The sequence below is a fragment of the Rhodopseudomonas sp. genome, assembly GCF_048594845.1.
Classification (GTDB): domain Bacteria; phylum Pseudomonadota; class Alphaproteobacteria; order Rhizobiales; family Xanthobacteraceae; genus Rhodopseudomonas.
Map to the genome: position 1 here is coordinate 19,072 of NZ_JBMDXE010000149.1, position 15,209 is coordinate 34,280.

Here is a 15,209-nt window from a genome sequence, read left to right on the forward strand (position 1 = left end):
GAGACTCCTGCCGCGGCGAGTCGGGCGCCGCGGCAGGAAGGGGCCGCACTAGGCGACCGATCGTGCACACCGCAGGTCAGGGCTACGGTGTGCAGGATGGATGCGCGGGTCGGCTACGTCGCCGCCTCGACGATCTTCTCGATCAGCACGATCTTCACGATCAGCTCCGGATCGGAGATGAGCGCTTCGAGCTGCTCGGTCTTCAACTCGTCGGCCGGGATCAATTGCGACTCGCGCGTGAAGGCAAAGCCCGCCCGGCGCCGACCGCGCTCAGACCTCGACCGGACGTCGACAAACTTCGGCAGCTCGGTCCTGGCTTCCTTGGCGGGCGCAGCCTTCTCGGCCTCGGCGTTCGCTTCTGCCGCGAGGCGGTCCGCCTCGGCTTTCGCAGCAGCATCGGCTTCGGCCTTCGCGTCGGGCGCGACGTCGCCCTTCGTCTTCTCAGTCTTCGGTTTGCTCGCCATGTCCGACCTCACAGCCACGGCACGACGAGCAGCTCGGCGGTGCCGGCCCACTTGTTGCTTTCGCCGCCGTTGATCAGCTGGCTCTGCAGGATCGCGCGGCCGGCGCCTTCATTGGACGAGCCGACCACCAGCAGATCCGGCACGATGCCGAGCGGCTTGCCGTAGTCGCCCTTCATGCCAGTCAGAGCGACGCGGGCCGCTTCGTAGTGCGTCGGGTCGAGTGTCTGCTTCGAGCCCCAGGCGAACTGCCAGAAGCCGAAGCCGGTGTTGCCGCGCGCGTCGGCGCCGTAGACGAATTCCTTGTTCCGGAAGACGTTTTCATCGTCGAGCTTGTCCATCGAGACGAACTCGAAGTCCTTGCGCTTCTGCAGGATGATCGGCTTCAGCGTGCGCTTGGTGCACAGCAAGAACCAGGGCGAGCCACTGCCGCCGTCGGTGTTGGCGACGCTCTGGGGCACGCCGTTCTCGTCGAGCACCGGGTAATCGGTGTCGAAGAAGTTCTGGCCGTCGTAGCACGGCTTGGTGAAGCCCGCCTTGAGCTGCGCCCAGGCCAGCTCCTCCCAAGCCGAGCCGGTCGACTCGCCCATCTGGGTGAACAGCGTCGAGTAGATGCCGAGGTTGTCGGTCTCGATATCGTCGCGATCGACCCCGATGGTCAGCTCCAGCGGCTTCTCCTTGATCGAATAGTCATGCTCGGAAATGTTCTGCACGACGCGCGGACCGATCCATTCGCGCACGCCCGGCATCTTGCCGAGCCAGCCGTACTTCTGCTCCTTGGTGCTGGCCGGCACGACGGTGGTGACGCGCAGATACTGCGACGGCGCCAGGCCGAGACCGCCCTGAAAGGACGTCTTGAAGCCGACGCGCAGAGCATTGAGGTTAGCGGAGTTGACGATCATCGATCCTGTTCCTTGGAAAGTGGTTTCAACGAGGGACGGCGAAGCCGCGCTTAGTCCCGCTCGATCTCGAAGAACACGTTGGCGACGGTGGCGGTGGCGTTGGTGCCACCGACGGTGAGCGACAGCGCGTCGCCGATTGCAACGACGTTGGCGGCGGTCGGCTCGACGCTGTCGATGTCGCCGGCGGCCGATCCGGATTGCGTGATGGTGATGACACCGCCGGTCACTGCCGTGTTGCCGATCTTCGCCGTCAGCGTCGCGTCTCCGGTGGTCAGCACGCCTTCGGTGATCGACCAGATCTTCACGATGCGGCCGGCGAACGGCGACACCGCACGATAGACGTTGGTGCCGACCAGCGTAGCGACACGCAGCGGCAGCGCGACGCGCCGGGTCGCTAGATAGGCCGCGAGATCGTCCTCGTCGAAGCAGACGGTCACGCCGAGGCTGTCGACGCCGGCCACCACACCGGCGATCGACCGGGTGCTGGCACCGTTGGTCTTGGCGACCGTCTGGTCATCGACCGCGTAGCAGAACTTGCCGATATCGGCCTTGGTGATCTCGTCGGTCGAAGCGGAGTTCGCGAAGCGGAAAGCGCCGCCGCGATAGTCGACCACCTCGTCGCCGGCGCTGCCGCCGGAATTGTCGACGAACCGCTCGGCGCGGCCGCAACCGCGCAGGCCGAGCGCCGTCTGGCCCTTGGTGATGTAGCCGGCGGCGTTGCGCATCACCATCGCGCCGGCGAAGATCTTCACCGCGTCGGCAGGGCCCTGCTTCATGTCGCCTTCGAGGCGAGGCGTATTCCGGTCGGCGGTCAGTGCCGTCATCGTCAGTCTCCTGGTCGGCGGAACGCCGCTGCGTTGAACTAAGGAAGTCCGGCCGCGTCACCGCTGCAGCCGGGTAGTCCGTCACTGGCGCCACATACGGTGACGACGCCCGGTAACGGGTCGATCAGCTAGCGGCGTGCTCGGCCGCCAGCGTCTTGGCGTAGTCCTCGGGCTTATGACCCAGCAACTTGGCGGCGATCATCTGCGCAGCGTTGAGCGAGGTCTGGCCGTCCTTTTGTTCGGGCGGCAGCAGCGTCGTGCCGGACTCGTTGAGCTTCGGAAACGAACTGATTTCCTTCTCGACCGCGGCGGGGTCTGCCATGTGGCGCGCGATGTAGTGATCGCGCAGCGGCTTCACGCCGACGCGCAGATCCCGGATCGCGCCGTCAACGAAGGCGGTAGCCTTCTCCTTGGCGGCGCTGCCGAGCAGATCGTTGAGCTTCGTGGTGACGGTCGCCAGTTCGGACTGCAGCGACTTGACGATCGGATTACCCTCCGGCGCCGCCACCTTCGACACCGCAGCCGCGATCGCCGCAGCGTCGGCGTCGGCAGCGAGACCGACAACCGCCGCGATCGGCGACAGCGCGGCGTTCAGAGCCTTACTCACCGCCGCGTTCATCGCGGTCGCATCGCCGCCGCCCGTCAGGTCCTTGATCTTGGCGAGCACCGCGGCTTCGTCCGCCGTGTCGTCGAGGCCGAGCAGCGCGCGCAGCTGTGCAAGCAGATCCATTGAAGTCTCCTGTTGATGTAGAGCGGCCATGCCGCGCAGGTTCGGGACGTTGGTGAGCGAGGCGCGCAGCAGCGTCAGCACGTTGCCGGCCTTGTCGTGGGTGAAGACGGGAGAAATGAACCGGTAGGCGCGATCCGCCATCAGCGCCGCGCCGGATGCGTTCCAGTCGATACGCCCCCAGATCGCGCCGTCGCGCGCCTCGGCAGCGACGATCCAGCCGCGCGCCGGCGACGGCTCGCCATTCGGCGCGGCGAGGTCCGTCGCATGGTTCTCGTCGAGCGGCGCGCGACCGCCGACTGCCTCAAGGCTTTGCGCAGCGAGCGCCGCCGGATCTGTGACGCGATACGGACCACGGCCGTCCACGGTGTGGATCACACCGCCGTCGCCGGCCGGGATCAGCATGATCCACTCCGGCGCCGAGCCGTCCGCGTTCAGCGCGATCGGCTGACCGACGCCGCGCGCCACGTTCAAAACTGGTTTGGATTTGTGTCCCGACATGCCGGCACATTGGCCGGGGGCAGCGGGATCGATAAGACTGACAGGTGTCAGGCCCGAAAGGTCGGCTGGTGCGGACGGTCCGGTGCCCCAACCCTTAGCCGCGTCGCGCCGATTTGGCGACCGGAAATCGCAGCGTCATCCGATCGCGGTAAAAAACTGCCGCTCGACGCACCGAAATCGGGGTCGCGCCGCCGACTCCGGGAATCCCACCTGATCCGGACGACCGGAAGGCGCCGCGCCGGGCCTCAGGCGTTTCAATTTGAGTTTAAAAAAAATCCGGCTCCCTTCGCAGGGGCCGGGGTCCCGAAAAGCCGTCAGAGGCCCCGGCGGCGAAAACGTGTCAGAGCCGGCCGCGCCGGTCCGGCCGGTCACCTCGAAACCGGCATATCCCGGCGCTTCAAGGTGGTGTCCGTGGGGCCTTTGGCAGCCGGATCGGCCGGGCATCCGTCGCGGTTCGCCAGATCGTAGCGCACGGCCAGCATCGGTTTGCCGAGATCCCGCCGCAGCAGCGTGACCTTCGCAACGTCGGAGGCCGTGCCGCCACCCAGCGAGATCCGGCACGTCTTCACGTCGGCTTCCGTCGCCAGATCGTCACGCCCGCAATTGCCGAGCGGCCGCCACTCCAGCGCGGCGCCGCGATCGAAGTGGAGGATCGCGTCCGTCCGCAGCTCGGGCTGCGCATAGCGCGCCGAGAGCCGCTCGACGATCGCGGCCTGCGACGCGTCGGCATCGGCGACCGAGCCGAACTCGGCCAGGCCGATGACCCTGCACACCTCACCACGCGCATTCTCTGCGACGACGTAGCGGCTGAATGGCGCTGCCGGCGCCGGCACCGATCGCAGCACGACGAAGCGTTGATCGCGCCTCGCGATGTCCAGCTGCGAAACCTGCTGATCCATCGCCAGACCGAACGGGCGGTCGGCGCTCGCATGCGCTGTCGTCGAGAGGATGGCTGCGATCAGCGCGCCTATAAGCTTCGGCCGGTCCATCTCACTCTCCCGAAAATGCGGAAGTCACCGTCGACATCGACAGCCGCGTCGTCCGGAAACAGATCGCGATTGTCCGAGCGCATCATCACCGCGCCGGAGCTGCTCCGCAATAGACGCTTCACAAATGTTTCGCCGCCGATCGAGAACACGTAGATCCGACCATCGGCAATCAGCGTGTCGGATACATCCACCACCATCATGTCGCCGTCGTCGATCGTCGGCCACATACTCAGACCGCTAGACTCCATCAGCCGTGCGTTCACCGGCTTCACCCCGATATGCTCCAAAATCCCTCGGGGGAAACGCACGTGTCGAGAAGACTCGTCAATTGTCAGTTCGCCGTGGCCGGCACTCACCTTGAAGGCCAACTTCTGCAGCGGCACGTCGCCATCGGGTTCGAGCTGCTCGTCGTCGTCATCCGCGCCGCGCGGCGCTAGCCGCTCTGCAGGTTGGCCGGACGTGAGCCAGCTGACCGGAAGCCGCGCATAGGCCGCGAGGTCGACCAGCACCTGGTCGGGAATCTTCGGCGCCTTGAGATCGCTGGCGTCGGCCGACTCGTAGCGGTCGATCTGCTTCCCGCTCTTTTTCAGCGTCCCCTCGCGCAGCTCCTTGGGGATCAGTCGCAGCGCCACGGCGAATCGGTTGCCGACCGTCAGGCTGCTCCAGTCCGGCAGCAGCCCGCCCAGCGGGACCTCACGCAGCGTCTCTAAAAGCCCCTTCACGTCGTTGTACTTTAGTCGTCGCGAGAGCTTTTTACGCAATTTTTCCCCGTAGTGTTCCGATCCCTCGGTGTCATGGGGTTGATTTTTAGACATTTGCGCGTACTGTGGTCTTGTTCGGGACACGGACGGCCAGAAAAAATAGCCGTCCTCCGAAGGGCGGCTCTTTCCTCGGGACACCATGACCTCATCCGGTTGGCATCGCGCAGACATTGTAGCGGCTTTTCGCAAGCGCGGCACCACGCTCGCCGAAGTGGCTCGCGAACGCGGCCTTTGCGACTCGGCCCTGCGCTCGGCGCTGACACGTCCGCGGGCGCCGTCGAACAAGATCATCTCCGAGTTTCTCAAGGTCCCGCTCCACGTGCTGTGGCCGAACTGGTTCGACCGCGAGGGTCACCGGATTGGGCCGAAAGCTAGTTCCCGCCGGCGCAAGGCGTCGAGTCAGAAACGCAGCCGAAAACTGAATCGGGGTCGGGCATGACCAATGCATCCCCGACCACCGCAGAGAAATTCGCAGTCGCTCGGATGGTCGGCGGCCAGCCGCGGTTCTTCCTCGGCTTCACCGAACAGACAGCCGCTCACGGCCTCGCCGGCGTGCTCATCACGCCGGAGCCCGACAAGGCGCGCGAGTACGACAGCCGCGTCATCGCCGAGCTGATGGTCGACTTCCTCGACTTCCTCGATAGCACCGGCGCCGGTGAGCGCCGCCGCAACTGGATCGTCATGCCGCTGCCGGAGGAATGGCTGTGAGCCGCCGCCGTGCCAGCGATACCGCTTCGTCCGACATGTTCGCCGGCTATCAGCCGCGGCCGGTGGTCGAGCGGTTCTCGGCCGAGCGGGTCCGGGCATCGAGCTGCGCGGCCCGGATCAAACAGGCGCTGAAGGAAACGCTGCGCGAATGCGGCCGCTCGCGCGAGCAGGTCGCCGCCGAGATCAGCGAGTATCTCGGCGAAGTCGTCTCGCCGCTGATCCTCGATCAGTACACGTCAGGCGCAAACGAGAAATCCAACATCCCGGCGCATCGCCTCGTCGCGGTGTTCGCCGTGACCGGCGACATCCGCCTGCTCAACGCACTGCTCGAAGACACCGCCGCGATTGCCGTGCCGCGCAAGCACGAGGCGCTGATCCGCCGTGAGGTCGCGAAGGAACTGCGCGACCGCCTCAATCAGGAAATCGAATCCGCCGATGCGGAATGGAGGGCAGCACAATGAACGCACCCAGCGTGATCGGATGGCGGCTGCAGCCGCTCCAGGGCGTGACCGCCAAAGTCATCGTAGCCGACGACGATCGCAACATCGGCGTTCTCTACGCCAGCGAGATCAATCCGCAGTCGGCACAGGACGGAGCGCTCCTCGTCGCAGCGCCGAAGCTGCAGGCCGCGCTGGCCGAACTGGTAGCAGCGCTCAACGAGGCGCTGTCGGCCATCGATGTCGCAGGTTCGGTCTACTCGATACGCATGGACAACGCCCGCGATGCCGCCGACGCGGCCCTCGGAGCGGTCGCTGTGGTGGAGCCGCGCCGATGACCGACGCAGCTCCGAAGATCCGCACCGCCAACATTCCGCCGAACATCCGCATCGTTCGGCTTCGCAGCCGGCTGATGGTCAGCGCCAACAAGATCGAGTCGATCGCCGAGGCCTGGGCCCATGCCGGGCTGCAGCTGCTGGCCGACGAACTTGAGCAAGAAGCCAAGCGGATGATCCGCGCGGCGATGTAACGACGGGCTTGGGGTACGGGGCACGTGAAAGACTATCTCTCAGCCGCCGAGATCGCAGCGCTCGCGCTGCCCGGCCTGCCGGCCAGCAAGCGCGGTGTCGCGTTCGCGGCCGAGCGTGCCGGCTGGGAGACGCGTCAGCGCAGCGGCAAGGGCGGCGGTCTGGAATATGCCGTCACGTCGCTGCCGCCTCAGGCCCGCATTGCCTATCTGGGTCACCACACCAGCGAAATCGAATTGCCCGCATCGCTGGCCCGCGAGGCCGCGACCGAGCCCGGCGCCGAGCAGCTCGGCGCGCCGGCTGCTGAAGCCCGCGACGCGCGGCTCGCCGTGCTGGCGCTCGCCGACTCGATCGCCAGCCAGGCCGAGATCGGCCGCAAGCGCGCGGACGTGTACTTCTGCGATTGCTACAACGCCGGTCAGATCGAGGTCGCCGGCTGGATCAAGTCCGAGATCAAGCGCCTCACGCCGCGAACGCTGGCGCGCTGGCGTTCCTTCGCAAAGGCCGGTCAGAAAACCAAGCTGGCCGTCGACCGAGCCAAGGCGCGTCGCGGCACTGGTGTGCTCGATCGCGCCAATGGCGGCGAGGTCCGCACGTTCGTGCTGGCGCTGCTCGCCAAGCAACCGCAGCTCACCGCGCACCACATCCGCGCGCTCGCCGCCGATCGCTTCCCGCTGGTGTCGGTCTGCGATCGCGTCCAACCGCTCCCGCCGGTTCGCACGTTTCAAAACGCCTTGAAGGCGTGGAAGCAAAGCTACCGGGTCGAGCTGGAATCGATCCGCAATCCGGACGGCTTCAAATCGACGATGCGGTTTGCCGCCCGCGTGGCGACGCCGGCGACACGTCTGAACGAACTCTGGCAGATCGACGCTTCGCCGGCCGACGTCATGCTGATCGACGGCCGCCACACGATCTATGTGGGCATCGACGTCTATTCGCGGCGGCTGATCGCAACCGTCAGCAAGACACCGCGGGCCGCGGCGGTCGGTCTGCTGATCCGCAAGGCGATCATCGCCTGGGGCGTCCCGGAGCGGATCAAGACCGACAACGGCTCCGACTTCGTCGCCCGCACCACGCAGCGGCTGTTTGCGGCGCTCGGCATCGATCACGAGACCTCGGCGCCGTTCAGTCCCGAGCAGAAGGGCCACGTCGAGCGCGCGATCGGCACGCTGCAGCGCGGACTGATGCGGACGCTCGAAGGCTTCATCGGCCACAGCGTCGCCGACCGCAAGGTGATCGAGAACCGCAAGGCATTCTCGGCGCGGCTCGGCGAAAGCGCCGAGGACATGTTCGAGGTCGCGCTGTCGGCCGCGGATCTGCAGCGACGGCTCGACGCTTGGTGCCAGGACGTCTACGCGAACGCGCCGCACGCCGGCCTGAAGGGCAAGACGCCATTCGCCGTCGCGGCGATGAGCGCGGGCGGCATTCGGCGGATCGAGGATCTGCGCGCGCTCGACATGCTGCTCGCCCCGGTCGCCGGCAAGGACGGTCTGCGCGTCGTCACCAAGACCGGCCTGCGCATCAACGACACGCACTACATCGGCGGCTTCCTCACGGTCGGCGAGACCGTGCTGGTCCGCATGGACGAGGCCGACATGGGCCGCGCCTATGTGTTCGCGCAGGATGGCGAGACCTATCTGGGCGAAGCGATCGCGCCCGAGCTGCTCGGCATCGATCCGGCCGCCGCGATCGCCGCCGTGCGCGCCGAGGCCAAGAGGATTCGCGACGAGCGGATGGCCGAGGCCAAGAAGCTTGGCCGCTCGCTGAAGGCCAGCGACTTCGCCGACGCGATCCACCGCCAGGCGCTGAAGGATGCCGGCACGCTGATCGAGTTTCCGAAGGCGACTACCAGCCACGATACGCCGGCGCTCGCTGCTGCGCGCAGCGTCACCACCGACGACACGCCGCAACACTCCGATGCGATCGCCGCAATGGCCGAACGGATGCGCGCCGAAGATGCCGCGCGCGAGGCCGCGCAAGCGGCGCCGTCCGCCAATGTCCGGCCGCTGCGCAGCGTCGAGACCGCGCATCAGCGCTGGAACCGCGCCCGCGCGATCGAGGCGAAGATCGCCGCAAACGAATTCGTCGAGCCGGACGATGCCGTCTGGCTCGGCGGCTACCGCGAAGGTTCGGAGTATCGCGGCTTCAAGGCGACCTATTGCGACGCCGAGGAGACCGGCAGCGTCAGCGTCTGAGTAACAACCCGCTCACCCAAGGTCAGGACACCATGAGCAACAAGACCCAAAACAACTACCACGGCCCCGTCGCGCTGAAGAACGTCGCGTCCTTCATGGCGATGACGTACCGGCTGATCGAGCGACCGCCGCATCTGCCCGGATTCGGCGTCTGCCACGCGCCGTCCGGCTACGGCAAGACCTATGCGTCGATCTACGCGCAGAACAAGACCCGCGCGATCCGCGTCGAAGTCGGTGACAGCTGGACGCGCCGTAGCTTCCTGCGCGCCGTGATGCACGAGTTCGGCGAGACCATCAAGGAACGCGCGCCGATCGCCGATATGGCGACGAGGGTGATCGCGGCGCTCGGCGACGATACCAGCCGGCCGCTGATCGTCGACGAGGCCGACAAGCTGGTCGACAAGGGCATGATCGAAATCGTGCGCGAGATCCAGGAGAAGTCCGGCGCGCCGGTGATCCTGATCGGTGAAGAGAAGCTGCCGGCAAAACTGCTCACCGTCGAACGCATGCACAACCGCGTGCTCGATTGGTTTCCGGCACAGCCCTGCGATCTCGACGACGTCCGCGAACTCGCCCGCGCCTTCGTGCCGAAGGTGAAGATCGCCGACGATCTGCTCGACGCCATCCGCGCGCAGTCGGGCGGCCGGGCCCGGCGCATCGTCGTCAATCTCGCGCACGCCGCCGAGCTGGCACGCAACACTTCCAGCGCGAGCCTCGATTTGAATGCCTGGGGTGGCGAGCGCTTCTTCACCGGCGAGCCGCCTAAGCCTCGGCAGATCGAGCTGTACGCAAACAAGTCCGTGAGGGCGGCATGACCAAGCGACCGCCGCAGGACAAGCCATGCATCACCATCACGGCGCCGCTGCGCTGGCTCGAAGTATGGGACGCGCTCCTTTTCGTCTCATCCGGAGGTCAGGCCAGCTTCCGCGTTGACGCGGTCGCGGATCACGCCGGCATGCCGCTCGACGTGGTGCAGTCCTACGTCGCGCGCCTGATGCGCGGCGGGATCGTCGAGAAGCTGACCACGCGCGGCACGAAGCTGCGGCTGACCAGCGTGCCGGCACTGCCGCCGTCCGCGCTCTGGCCCGAACAGCAGCAGCTGTGGAACGCCATGCGCACCATGAAGACCTTCACGTTTGAAGAGCTGGTGTTCGCCGCGGCCACCGACGACGTCGTCATCCCGCACCAGCTGGCGCGCGACTACGTCGATCGGCTCGAAGCCGAAGGGTATCTGCAACCCAACAAGTTCCGCATCGATACCGGCCACGTCTATCGGCTGGTGCCGTCGAAGAACACCGGCGCGCTGGCGCCGGTGTTGGTCGAGATCCGGCTCCCGCGAACGGTGCTGTTCGATCGCAACACGAAGACGGCGGGTCGCGTCGAGCCGATGGAGATCCTCCAATGAGCCGACCCGGCGACGATTATCTCGTCAAGGCACGGGCAGCCTGGGGCAACGAATTGCCCGACTGGATCGAGGAGCTGGCGAAAGAAGCGAACCGTATCACTGCGCGGTCGCTCGCCAAGCGCCTCGGCTATTCGAACGCGGTCATCAGCTTCGTGCTGGGTCGCAAATACAAAGGCGACATGAAGCGCGTCGAGGAGATCGTTCGCGGCGCGCTGCTCGGATCGACCGTGATCTGCCCGATCGTCGGCGAGATCGGCCGCGACCAGTGCCTCGAACATCAGAAGCTCGGCAACACCGGCGCCTCGGCAATCCGCGCGGCGATCGCGCGCGAATGCAGTAGCGGTCGCTGCCAGCACTCCCGCCTCAAGCCAAAGGAGTGACCATGCTCAGTCACGAACTCACAGGCCTTTATCACCAGTTCAAATCGTGGATCAGCGGCGACGGCGAGGCCTTCACGGTCGACGCCGCTCGCGACTTCGAACGCAAGCTGAAGCACGGGGCCGCCAAAGCCGCGCTGCTCGAACTCGGCGTCGACCCGCGCGTGTTCGATACCAGCGTGCCGTTCGAACGGATCGTGCCGGTCGAGACCGGATCGCCGCCGGCGCAGCTGCTGGCGTTCCCGATCGACCGCGTCGTGCGGCGTCCGCAGATTGGAGGCGATGCCCGATGACCGGCTCAGTATCACACCTCGATCGACCGAGCTTCGCCGACCAGGTCGCGGCCGTCGAAGCCATTGAAGTCGCGCAGCGCGTGATTGCGCATGGCACCCGGCGCGCCGCGCTTAGCGTCTCCACCGTCGAAACCGTCGCGATGGCTCACCGCCTGGTCGCGCTGGAGACTCTCGCGGCGATCACCTTCGACATGCTCGCTCAGTGTCAGAGCGCTGCTGATGTCGATCCCGCGCAGCGCGATCAGCTGCGTCTCGTGACGATCCAGCACATCGGCGACGTCGGCGCTCAGCTCGAAGCGCTCGGCTACGTCGCAGCACCTTCCACCACCGAAGCCTCAACGGAGAATTGAGATGGCTCTCAAGACCAAGTCCACCGCCTGTCCCGTGCCGCAGAGCCGCGACGAAGCGAGCAAGGCGATCGCCGAGTTCGCTGCGATCGACCGGCAGCTCACGGAAATCGAGACCGAGATGAACAAGTTTCTCGCCGAGGTCAAAGAGACGTTCTTCGACCGCGCGGCACCGCTGCGTCTCAAGGCGGACGCGATCGCCAGCGCCGTGCAGGCGTATTGCGAAGCGAACCGCAACGACCTCACCAAATCCGGCAAGAAGAAAACCGTCGACTTCGGCGCCGGCAAGGTGTCGTGGCGCAGCCAGCCCGCGAAGGTGACGTTCTCCGGCAAGGAAGACGATCTGATCGACTTCATCCGCCGGTCCAACGACGTCGAACTGTCGGACATGCTGCGCGCCACTTTCGAGATCAACCGGGTGTTCGCACTGAGCCGGCCCGACCTGGTCGCCAAGGTGCCGGGGATCGAGATCGCCGAAGGCGGCGAGTCGTTCGAGATCAAGCCCGACAAGACCGCGTTGCCGGACGCGTCGGTGGCGGAGGCGGCCGAATGACCGCCGCGGCCGGATTGACGCCGCGGATGCGCGATTGCCTTGCTGCGATCGAGAGCTACATCGCGGCAAACCGCTGCTCGCCCTCGATCGAGGATCTTCGCACGAGCCTTGGCCTCAGTTCCAAGGGCCGCGTCAGCGTCATCGTCCAGGCCCTGCAGGAACGCGGCTACGTCCGCTTCAAGCCGCGGCTCAGCCGCACCATCGTGCTGACGCCGAAGACACCGGGCGAGCTGCCGCCTCACATAGATGCGAAGCTGCGCCGCTACTGCGCGTCGACCGGAGATGATCCGGCCGACGTGATGATCGACGCGGTGACGCTGTTCCTCGACCAAATGGAATCCGATCCGCCGCCGGTCGAGGCCTTCCGCGGAGCACAGCGATGAGTCCGAGCAAGCGGAATTCAGGGTGGTCGCCGCAGCGGCGGGCGGCGCAGTCCGCCATGATGAAGACACTCAATGCCGACCCCGACTTCGTCGTGCGTCGTCGCAAGGCGCAGACCGAGTGGTCCCCCGAGCGACGCGCAGCGAAGTCGGCGGAGTTCACCGCCCGCAACCATGATCCGGAGTTTCATAAGCGCAAGCTCGCCGGCATTGCGCAGCGTCCGCGGCGTGGTTTCAAGATTCCGGAGCGCTGTCATCCCTGCGTCCGCGGTCTGTTCGTCGAGATGAACGAGCAGAAGGCGACCCGGAGCGAGGTCGGCCTGCGCGCCGGCGTGAACGAAGAGACATTGTCGAGCTGGCGCGGCCGCAGCATGCCGCTGCTCGACGTCCTCGACGCCGTGCTGAACACGCTCGATCTCGAACTTGCGATCGTCCCGATCGGAACACGCGATCAAAACGGCTTCGCGCGCCGGAAGGGGAAATCATCATGAAGCCGTCCACGCACCGCGCCACCACCTCGATGATCGCCACCATCCACACGCTCAAGGGTCGCGCGAAGCTGGACGACGACAGCTACCGGGATTTGCTCGAGCAATTCGGCGGACAGCGCAGCGCCAAGGATCTGAGCATCACCGAGGCGGGCCGCGTCATCGACCGGCTGCGCGAGCTGACCGGCGATCACGGCATCAAGGGCGCGGTCGCCGGCCTCGACAGCCCGATCGGAACGAAGCTGCGCGCGCTGTGGATCGCCGCCTACGACCTCGGCATCGTCCGCGATCGGACCGATCGCGCGATGCTCGCCTTCGTCCAGCGGCAGACCGGCGTGGCGCATACACGATTCCTGCAGGACTCGTCGGCCGGTGCCGCGGCGGTCGACGGTCTTCGCGCTTGGCTGGAGCGCGCCGCCGGCGTCGACTGGCCGAGCGATCGTCGCGACGTCATCGCAGCCAAGCGCGCGGTGCTCAACGCGCAGTGGCTGCGACTGGTCGCGCTCAACGCCGTGCATCCGTTCATCGCCAGCCGGCCACTGGAAGATCTCGACAGCTACGCCTTCAAGGTCGGCGGCGCCAACGGCTGGCCCTACCTCGACGGCCCCAAGCTCGACGAGGTGCAGAAGGCGCTCGGCCGCAAGCTGCGCCGGGCGATCGAGCAGAATCCCGAGTCCACCACCACCACCACCCAAGAGGAGACTTGAAATGGCATTTGAAAAACTTGTCTCGGCTCCTAAAGCAGCGCTCAGCTTCGATGAGCCGGCCACGATTTCACTGACTAAACGCGGCAAGGCGAAGCTGCCGTCGCTCCATCTCGGCCTCAAGAAAGAGTTGGTCGAGAAGACGAGCCTCTCGAATAATCAGCGCGTTTCACTTCTGATCGGTACCGGTGACGATGCCGGCGTGGCGCGATTGATAGCCGACCACGAAGGCGCGCTGAAGATCTGCATCACCGGAGCGGGTGGCGCCATCATACATGCCGGCAAGACCGATCACTTCGGCGCGGAGACCAGGGAGCGCGTCGGCATCGTCGGCGAAATCATCGACGAAAATACGATCGAACTCACGCTACCCGCCTGGGCGCTGCAGGACTGAGGCGCGCTATGTCCCAGCATGTCGTGCCCGACGAGCTGCTGAAGCGGGCGCAGCGCGAGTCCGGATGGACCGATACCCGCACGGCGGTGATGCTTCAGCTGTGGAACGCCGCCGTTCCGGCGTCGCAGATCGCCTGCCTGATGGGCGGCATCACCCGCAATGCCGTTATCGGCAAAGTCACCACCGAACGCGAACGCCTGACGCGCGGCGGCACCACCGCCAGCGACATCCGCACCGGCAGCGGAGTCCTCGACCCGACGAAGCCGAAGGCGGTGCGCAGCGCTGCGTCGCTCTGCCAGCTGGCACCGACCAGATTGTCGAAGCCCAAGACGGCGACGCAGAAAGCCGCCGCGCGCGGCAAGGCGCCGCCGATCGTCGATCGAGAAATTCCGGACGCGCAGCGCAAACAGCTGATCGATCTCGACGCCACGTGCTGCCACTGGCCAGTCGGAGATCCGCGCAATCCGGATTTCTTCTTCTGCGGCTCGGCCGACGTGATCGAGGGCGAACCGTACTGCAAGGCGCACATGCGCCGCGCGCACGACACCACGGGGCAGAGCGCCGAGCGTCGCACACCGGCATCGGGAGGCGCCCGTGGCTGGCGCTGATGAGCGGATGCAGAAGCTGCTGAAGGAGCTGAAGCCGCTCACCGACTACGAACGACACCAGCGCATCGTCGCGCTGGCCGATCAATACGGCTCCGGCTTCGCCTGGGCCGTGAAGGCGGAGTTCGAGAAGCGGCAGAAGCAGAGGGCTGAGCGATGAGCATCGAGTGGGTCCGTAAATACTACAAGGTGCCTGCAAAACGCGGCGGACGCGTCGAATACACCGGCGACGGATCGCCGGAGCTCGGCACGATCACCAGCGCGTCAGGTGGACAACTTTACATCAGACTCGACGGCAAGCCGCATCCTTTGCCGTTTCATCCGACGTGGAAGCTTCGCTATCTCGATGCCAAGGAACCCGCCGCATGACCGCCGCGCCTGAACCGTCTCTCCGGATCTCCGACCACGCGCTGCTGCGCATCCTGCAGCGGCTGGGCGGCGTCGACGTCGAAGGCTTGCGCAGCTCCGTTGCCCAGGAGTTGTCAGGTTCGTTCTCGAAGGCGCAGTCGGTCGGCGAGAAGGACTACGTCATCGTCTCGCAGGGCTTCGCCTATGTGGTCGCCGACAATACGCTCGTCACCGTCAAGCCGGCGCCGAAGCGATGACGAACGCGCTGCCAGCCGTATTGCAG

General features: G+C 66.2%; 26 protein-coding genes. 20 read left to right on the top strand and 6 right to left on the bottom strand.

Annotated features, from left to right (window positions below; genetic code table 11):
* Positions 1-113: 113 nt before the first annotated feature.
* The 6 genes from ACOJTD_RS09185 to ACOJTD_RS09210 all read right to left on the bottom strand — a co-directional run bounded on the left by ACOJTD_RS09185 (position 114) and on the right by ACOJTD_RS09210 (position 5,306).
* Complete coding sequence (locus tag ACOJTD_RS09185; protein ID WP_420132613.1) at positions 114-464, bottom strand: HI1506-related protein; 351 nt, start codon at positions 462-464, stop codon at positions 114-116.
* A gap of 8 nt (positions 465-472) precedes the next feature.
* Positions 473-1,363 (bottom strand): Mu-like prophage major head subunit gpT family protein, encoded by an 891-nt coding sequence (locus tag ACOJTD_RS09190; protein ID WP_420132614.1) that lies wholly within the window; start codon positions 1,361-1,363, stop codon positions 473-475.
* Positions 1,364-1,413: 50 nt separating this feature from the next.
* A complete protein-coding gene (locus ACOJTD_RS09195) occupies positions 1,414-2,187 on the bottom strand; it encodes a hypothetical protein (RefSeq protein ID WP_420132615.1) in 774 nt (257 codons plus the stop codon).
* Between the two features lie 124 nt (positions 2,188-2,311).
* A complete protein-coding gene (locus tag ACOJTD_RS09200; protein WP_420132616.1) occupies positions 2,312-3,415 on the bottom strand; it encodes a phage protease in 1,104 nt (367 codons plus the stop codon).
* Positions 3,416-3,783: 368 nt separating this feature from the next.
* Positions 3,784-4,404, bottom strand: a complete 621-nt coding sequence (locus ACOJTD_RS09205) for a hypothetical protein (protein WP_420132617.1) — start codon at positions 4,402-4,404, stop codon at positions 3,784-3,786.
* Positions 4,383-5,306 carry a S24 family peptidase gene (locus ACOJTD_RS09210; RefSeq protein ID WP_420132618.1) on the bottom strand — a complete coding sequence of 308 codons (924 nt, stop codon included), beginning with the start codon at positions 5,304-5,306 and terminating at the stop codon, positions 4,383-4,385. The genes ACOJTD_RS09205 and ACOJTD_RS09210 overlap by 22 nt, the downstream gene beginning before the upstream one ends.
* Here ACOJTD_RS09210 and ACOJTD_RS09215 point away from each other — a divergent pair.
* The 20 genes from ACOJTD_RS09215 to ACOJTD_RS09310 are packed head-to-tail and all read left to right on the top strand — an operon-like array spanning position 5,305 to position 15,183.
* Positions 5,305-5,604 carry a helix-turn-helix domain-containing protein gene (locus ACOJTD_RS09215; RefSeq protein ID WP_420132619.1) on the top strand — a complete coding sequence of 100 codons (300 nt, stop codon included), beginning with the start codon at positions 5,305-5,307 and terminating at the stop codon, positions 5,602-5,604. The two genes, ACOJTD_RS09210 and ACOJTD_RS09215, sit on opposite strands and share 2 nt — an antisense overlap.
* Entirely contained in the window at positions 5,601-5,873 is a 273-nt protein-coding gene (locus tag ACOJTD_RS09220; protein WP_420132620.1) for a hypothetical protein, read from the top strand. The genes ACOJTD_RS09215 and ACOJTD_RS09220 overlap by 4 nt, the downstream gene beginning before the upstream one ends.
* Positions 5,870-6,334, top strand: coding sequence for a hypothetical protein (locus ACOJTD_RS09225; protein ID WP_420132621.1), 465 nt, complete (start codon positions 5,870-5,872; stop codon positions 6,332-6,334). Before ACOJTD_RS09220 ends, ACOJTD_RS09225 begins: the two co-directional genes overlap by 4 nt.
* Positions 6,331-6,648 (top strand): hypothetical protein, encoded by a 318-nt coding sequence (locus tag ACOJTD_RS09230; RefSeq protein ID WP_420132622.1) that lies wholly within the window; start codon positions 6,331-6,333, stop codon positions 6,646-6,648. Before ACOJTD_RS09225 ends, ACOJTD_RS09230 begins: the two co-directional genes overlap by 4 nt.
* On the top strand, positions 6,645-6,839 hold the full coding sequence (locus ACOJTD_RS09235) for a hypothetical protein (RefSeq protein ID WP_420132623.1): 195 nt from the start codon (positions 6,645-6,647) through the stop codon (positions 6,837-6,839). Before ACOJTD_RS09230 ends, ACOJTD_RS09235 begins: the two co-directional genes overlap by 4 nt.
* A gap of 24 nt (positions 6,840-6,863) precedes the next feature.
* On the top strand, positions 6,864-9,032 hold the full coding sequence (locus tag ACOJTD_RS09240) for a DDE-type integrase/transposase/recombinase (RefSeq protein ID WP_420132624.1): 2,169 nt from the start codon (positions 6,864-6,866) through the stop codon (positions 9,030-9,032).
* 32 nt (positions 9,033-9,064) lie between these two features.
* Complete coding sequence (locus tag ACOJTD_RS09245) at positions 9,065-9,847, top strand: AAA family ATPase (RefSeq protein ID WP_420132625.1); 783 nt, start codon at positions 9,065-9,067, stop codon at positions 9,845-9,847.
* Positions 9,844-10,437 (top strand): hypothetical protein, encoded by a 594-nt coding sequence (locus tag ACOJTD_RS09250; protein WP_420132626.1) that lies wholly within the window; start codon positions 9,844-9,846, stop codon positions 10,435-10,437. Before ACOJTD_RS09245 ends, ACOJTD_RS09250 begins: the two co-directional genes overlap by 4 nt.
* A complete protein-coding gene (locus tag ACOJTD_RS09255) occupies positions 10,434-10,817 on the top strand; it encodes a transcriptional regulator (protein ID WP_420132627.1) in 384 nt (127 codons plus the stop codon). The genes ACOJTD_RS09250 and ACOJTD_RS09255 overlap by 4 nt, the downstream gene beginning before the upstream one ends.
* 2 nt (positions 10,818-10,819) lie before the next feature.
* Positions 10,820-11,107: a hypothetical protein gene (locus ACOJTD_RS09260; RefSeq protein ID WP_420132628.1), complete on the top strand. Its 288-nt coding sequence runs from the start codon at positions 10,820-10,822 to the stop codon at positions 11,105-11,107.
* The gene (locus ACOJTD_RS09265; RefSeq protein WP_420132629.1) at positions 11,104-11,457 is read left to right on the top strand and encodes a hypothetical protein; all 354 of its coding nucleotides are present in this window, start codon (positions 11,104-11,106) and stop codon (positions 11,455-11,457) included. The genes ACOJTD_RS09260 and ACOJTD_RS09265 overlap by 4 nt, the downstream gene beginning before the upstream one ends.
* A 1-nt stretch (position 11,458) precedes the next feature.
* Complete coding sequence (locus ACOJTD_RS09270; protein WP_420132630.1) at positions 11,459-12,007, top strand: host-nuclease inhibitor Gam family protein; 549 nt, start codon at positions 11,459-11,461, stop codon at positions 12,005-12,007.
* Positions 12,004-12,390: a LexA family protein gene (locus ACOJTD_RS09275; RefSeq protein ID WP_420132631.1), complete on the top strand. Its 387-nt coding sequence runs from the start codon at positions 12,004-12,006 to the stop codon at positions 12,388-12,390. Before ACOJTD_RS09270 ends, ACOJTD_RS09275 begins: the two co-directional genes overlap by 4 nt.
* A complete protein-coding gene (locus ACOJTD_RS09280) occupies positions 12,387-12,878 on the top strand; it encodes a helix-turn-helix domain-containing protein (protein ID WP_420132632.1) in 492 nt (163 codons plus the stop codon). The genes ACOJTD_RS09275 and ACOJTD_RS09280 overlap by 4 nt, the downstream gene beginning before the upstream one ends.
* Positions 12,875-13,582, top strand: a complete 708-nt coding sequence (locus tag ACOJTD_RS09285) for a regulatory protein GemA (RefSeq protein WP_420132633.1) — start codon at positions 12,875-12,877, stop codon at positions 13,580-13,582. Before ACOJTD_RS09280 ends, ACOJTD_RS09285 begins: the two co-directional genes overlap by 4 nt.
* Position 13,583: 1 nt before the next feature.
* Entirely contained in the window at positions 13,584-13,973 is a 390-nt protein-coding gene (locus tag ACOJTD_RS09290; protein WP_420132634.1) for a hypothetical protein, read from the top strand.
* An 8-nt stretch (positions 13,974-13,981) separates the two neighbouring features.
* On the top strand, positions 13,982-14,581 hold the full coding sequence (locus ACOJTD_RS09295) for a GcrA family cell cycle regulator (RefSeq protein ID WP_420132635.1): 600 nt from the start codon (positions 13,982-13,984) through the stop codon (positions 14,579-14,581).
* Entirely contained in the window at positions 14,568-14,738 is a 171-nt protein-coding gene (locus ACOJTD_RS09300; protein ID WP_420132636.1) for a hypothetical protein, read from the top strand. Before ACOJTD_RS09295 ends, ACOJTD_RS09300 begins: the two co-directional genes overlap by 14 nt.
* Positions 14,735-14,947, top strand: coding sequence for a hypothetical protein (locus tag ACOJTD_RS09305; protein WP_420132637.1), 213 nt, complete (start codon positions 14,735-14,737; stop codon positions 14,945-14,947). Before ACOJTD_RS09300 ends, ACOJTD_RS09305 begins: the two co-directional genes overlap by 4 nt.
* Complete coding sequence (locus ACOJTD_RS09310; RefSeq protein ID WP_420132638.1) at positions 14,944-15,183, top strand: hypothetical protein; 240 nt, start codon at positions 14,944-14,946, stop codon at positions 15,181-15,183. Before ACOJTD_RS09305 ends, ACOJTD_RS09310 begins: the two co-directional genes overlap by 4 nt.
* The last annotated feature ends 26 nt before the right edge of the window (positions 15,184-15,209 follow it).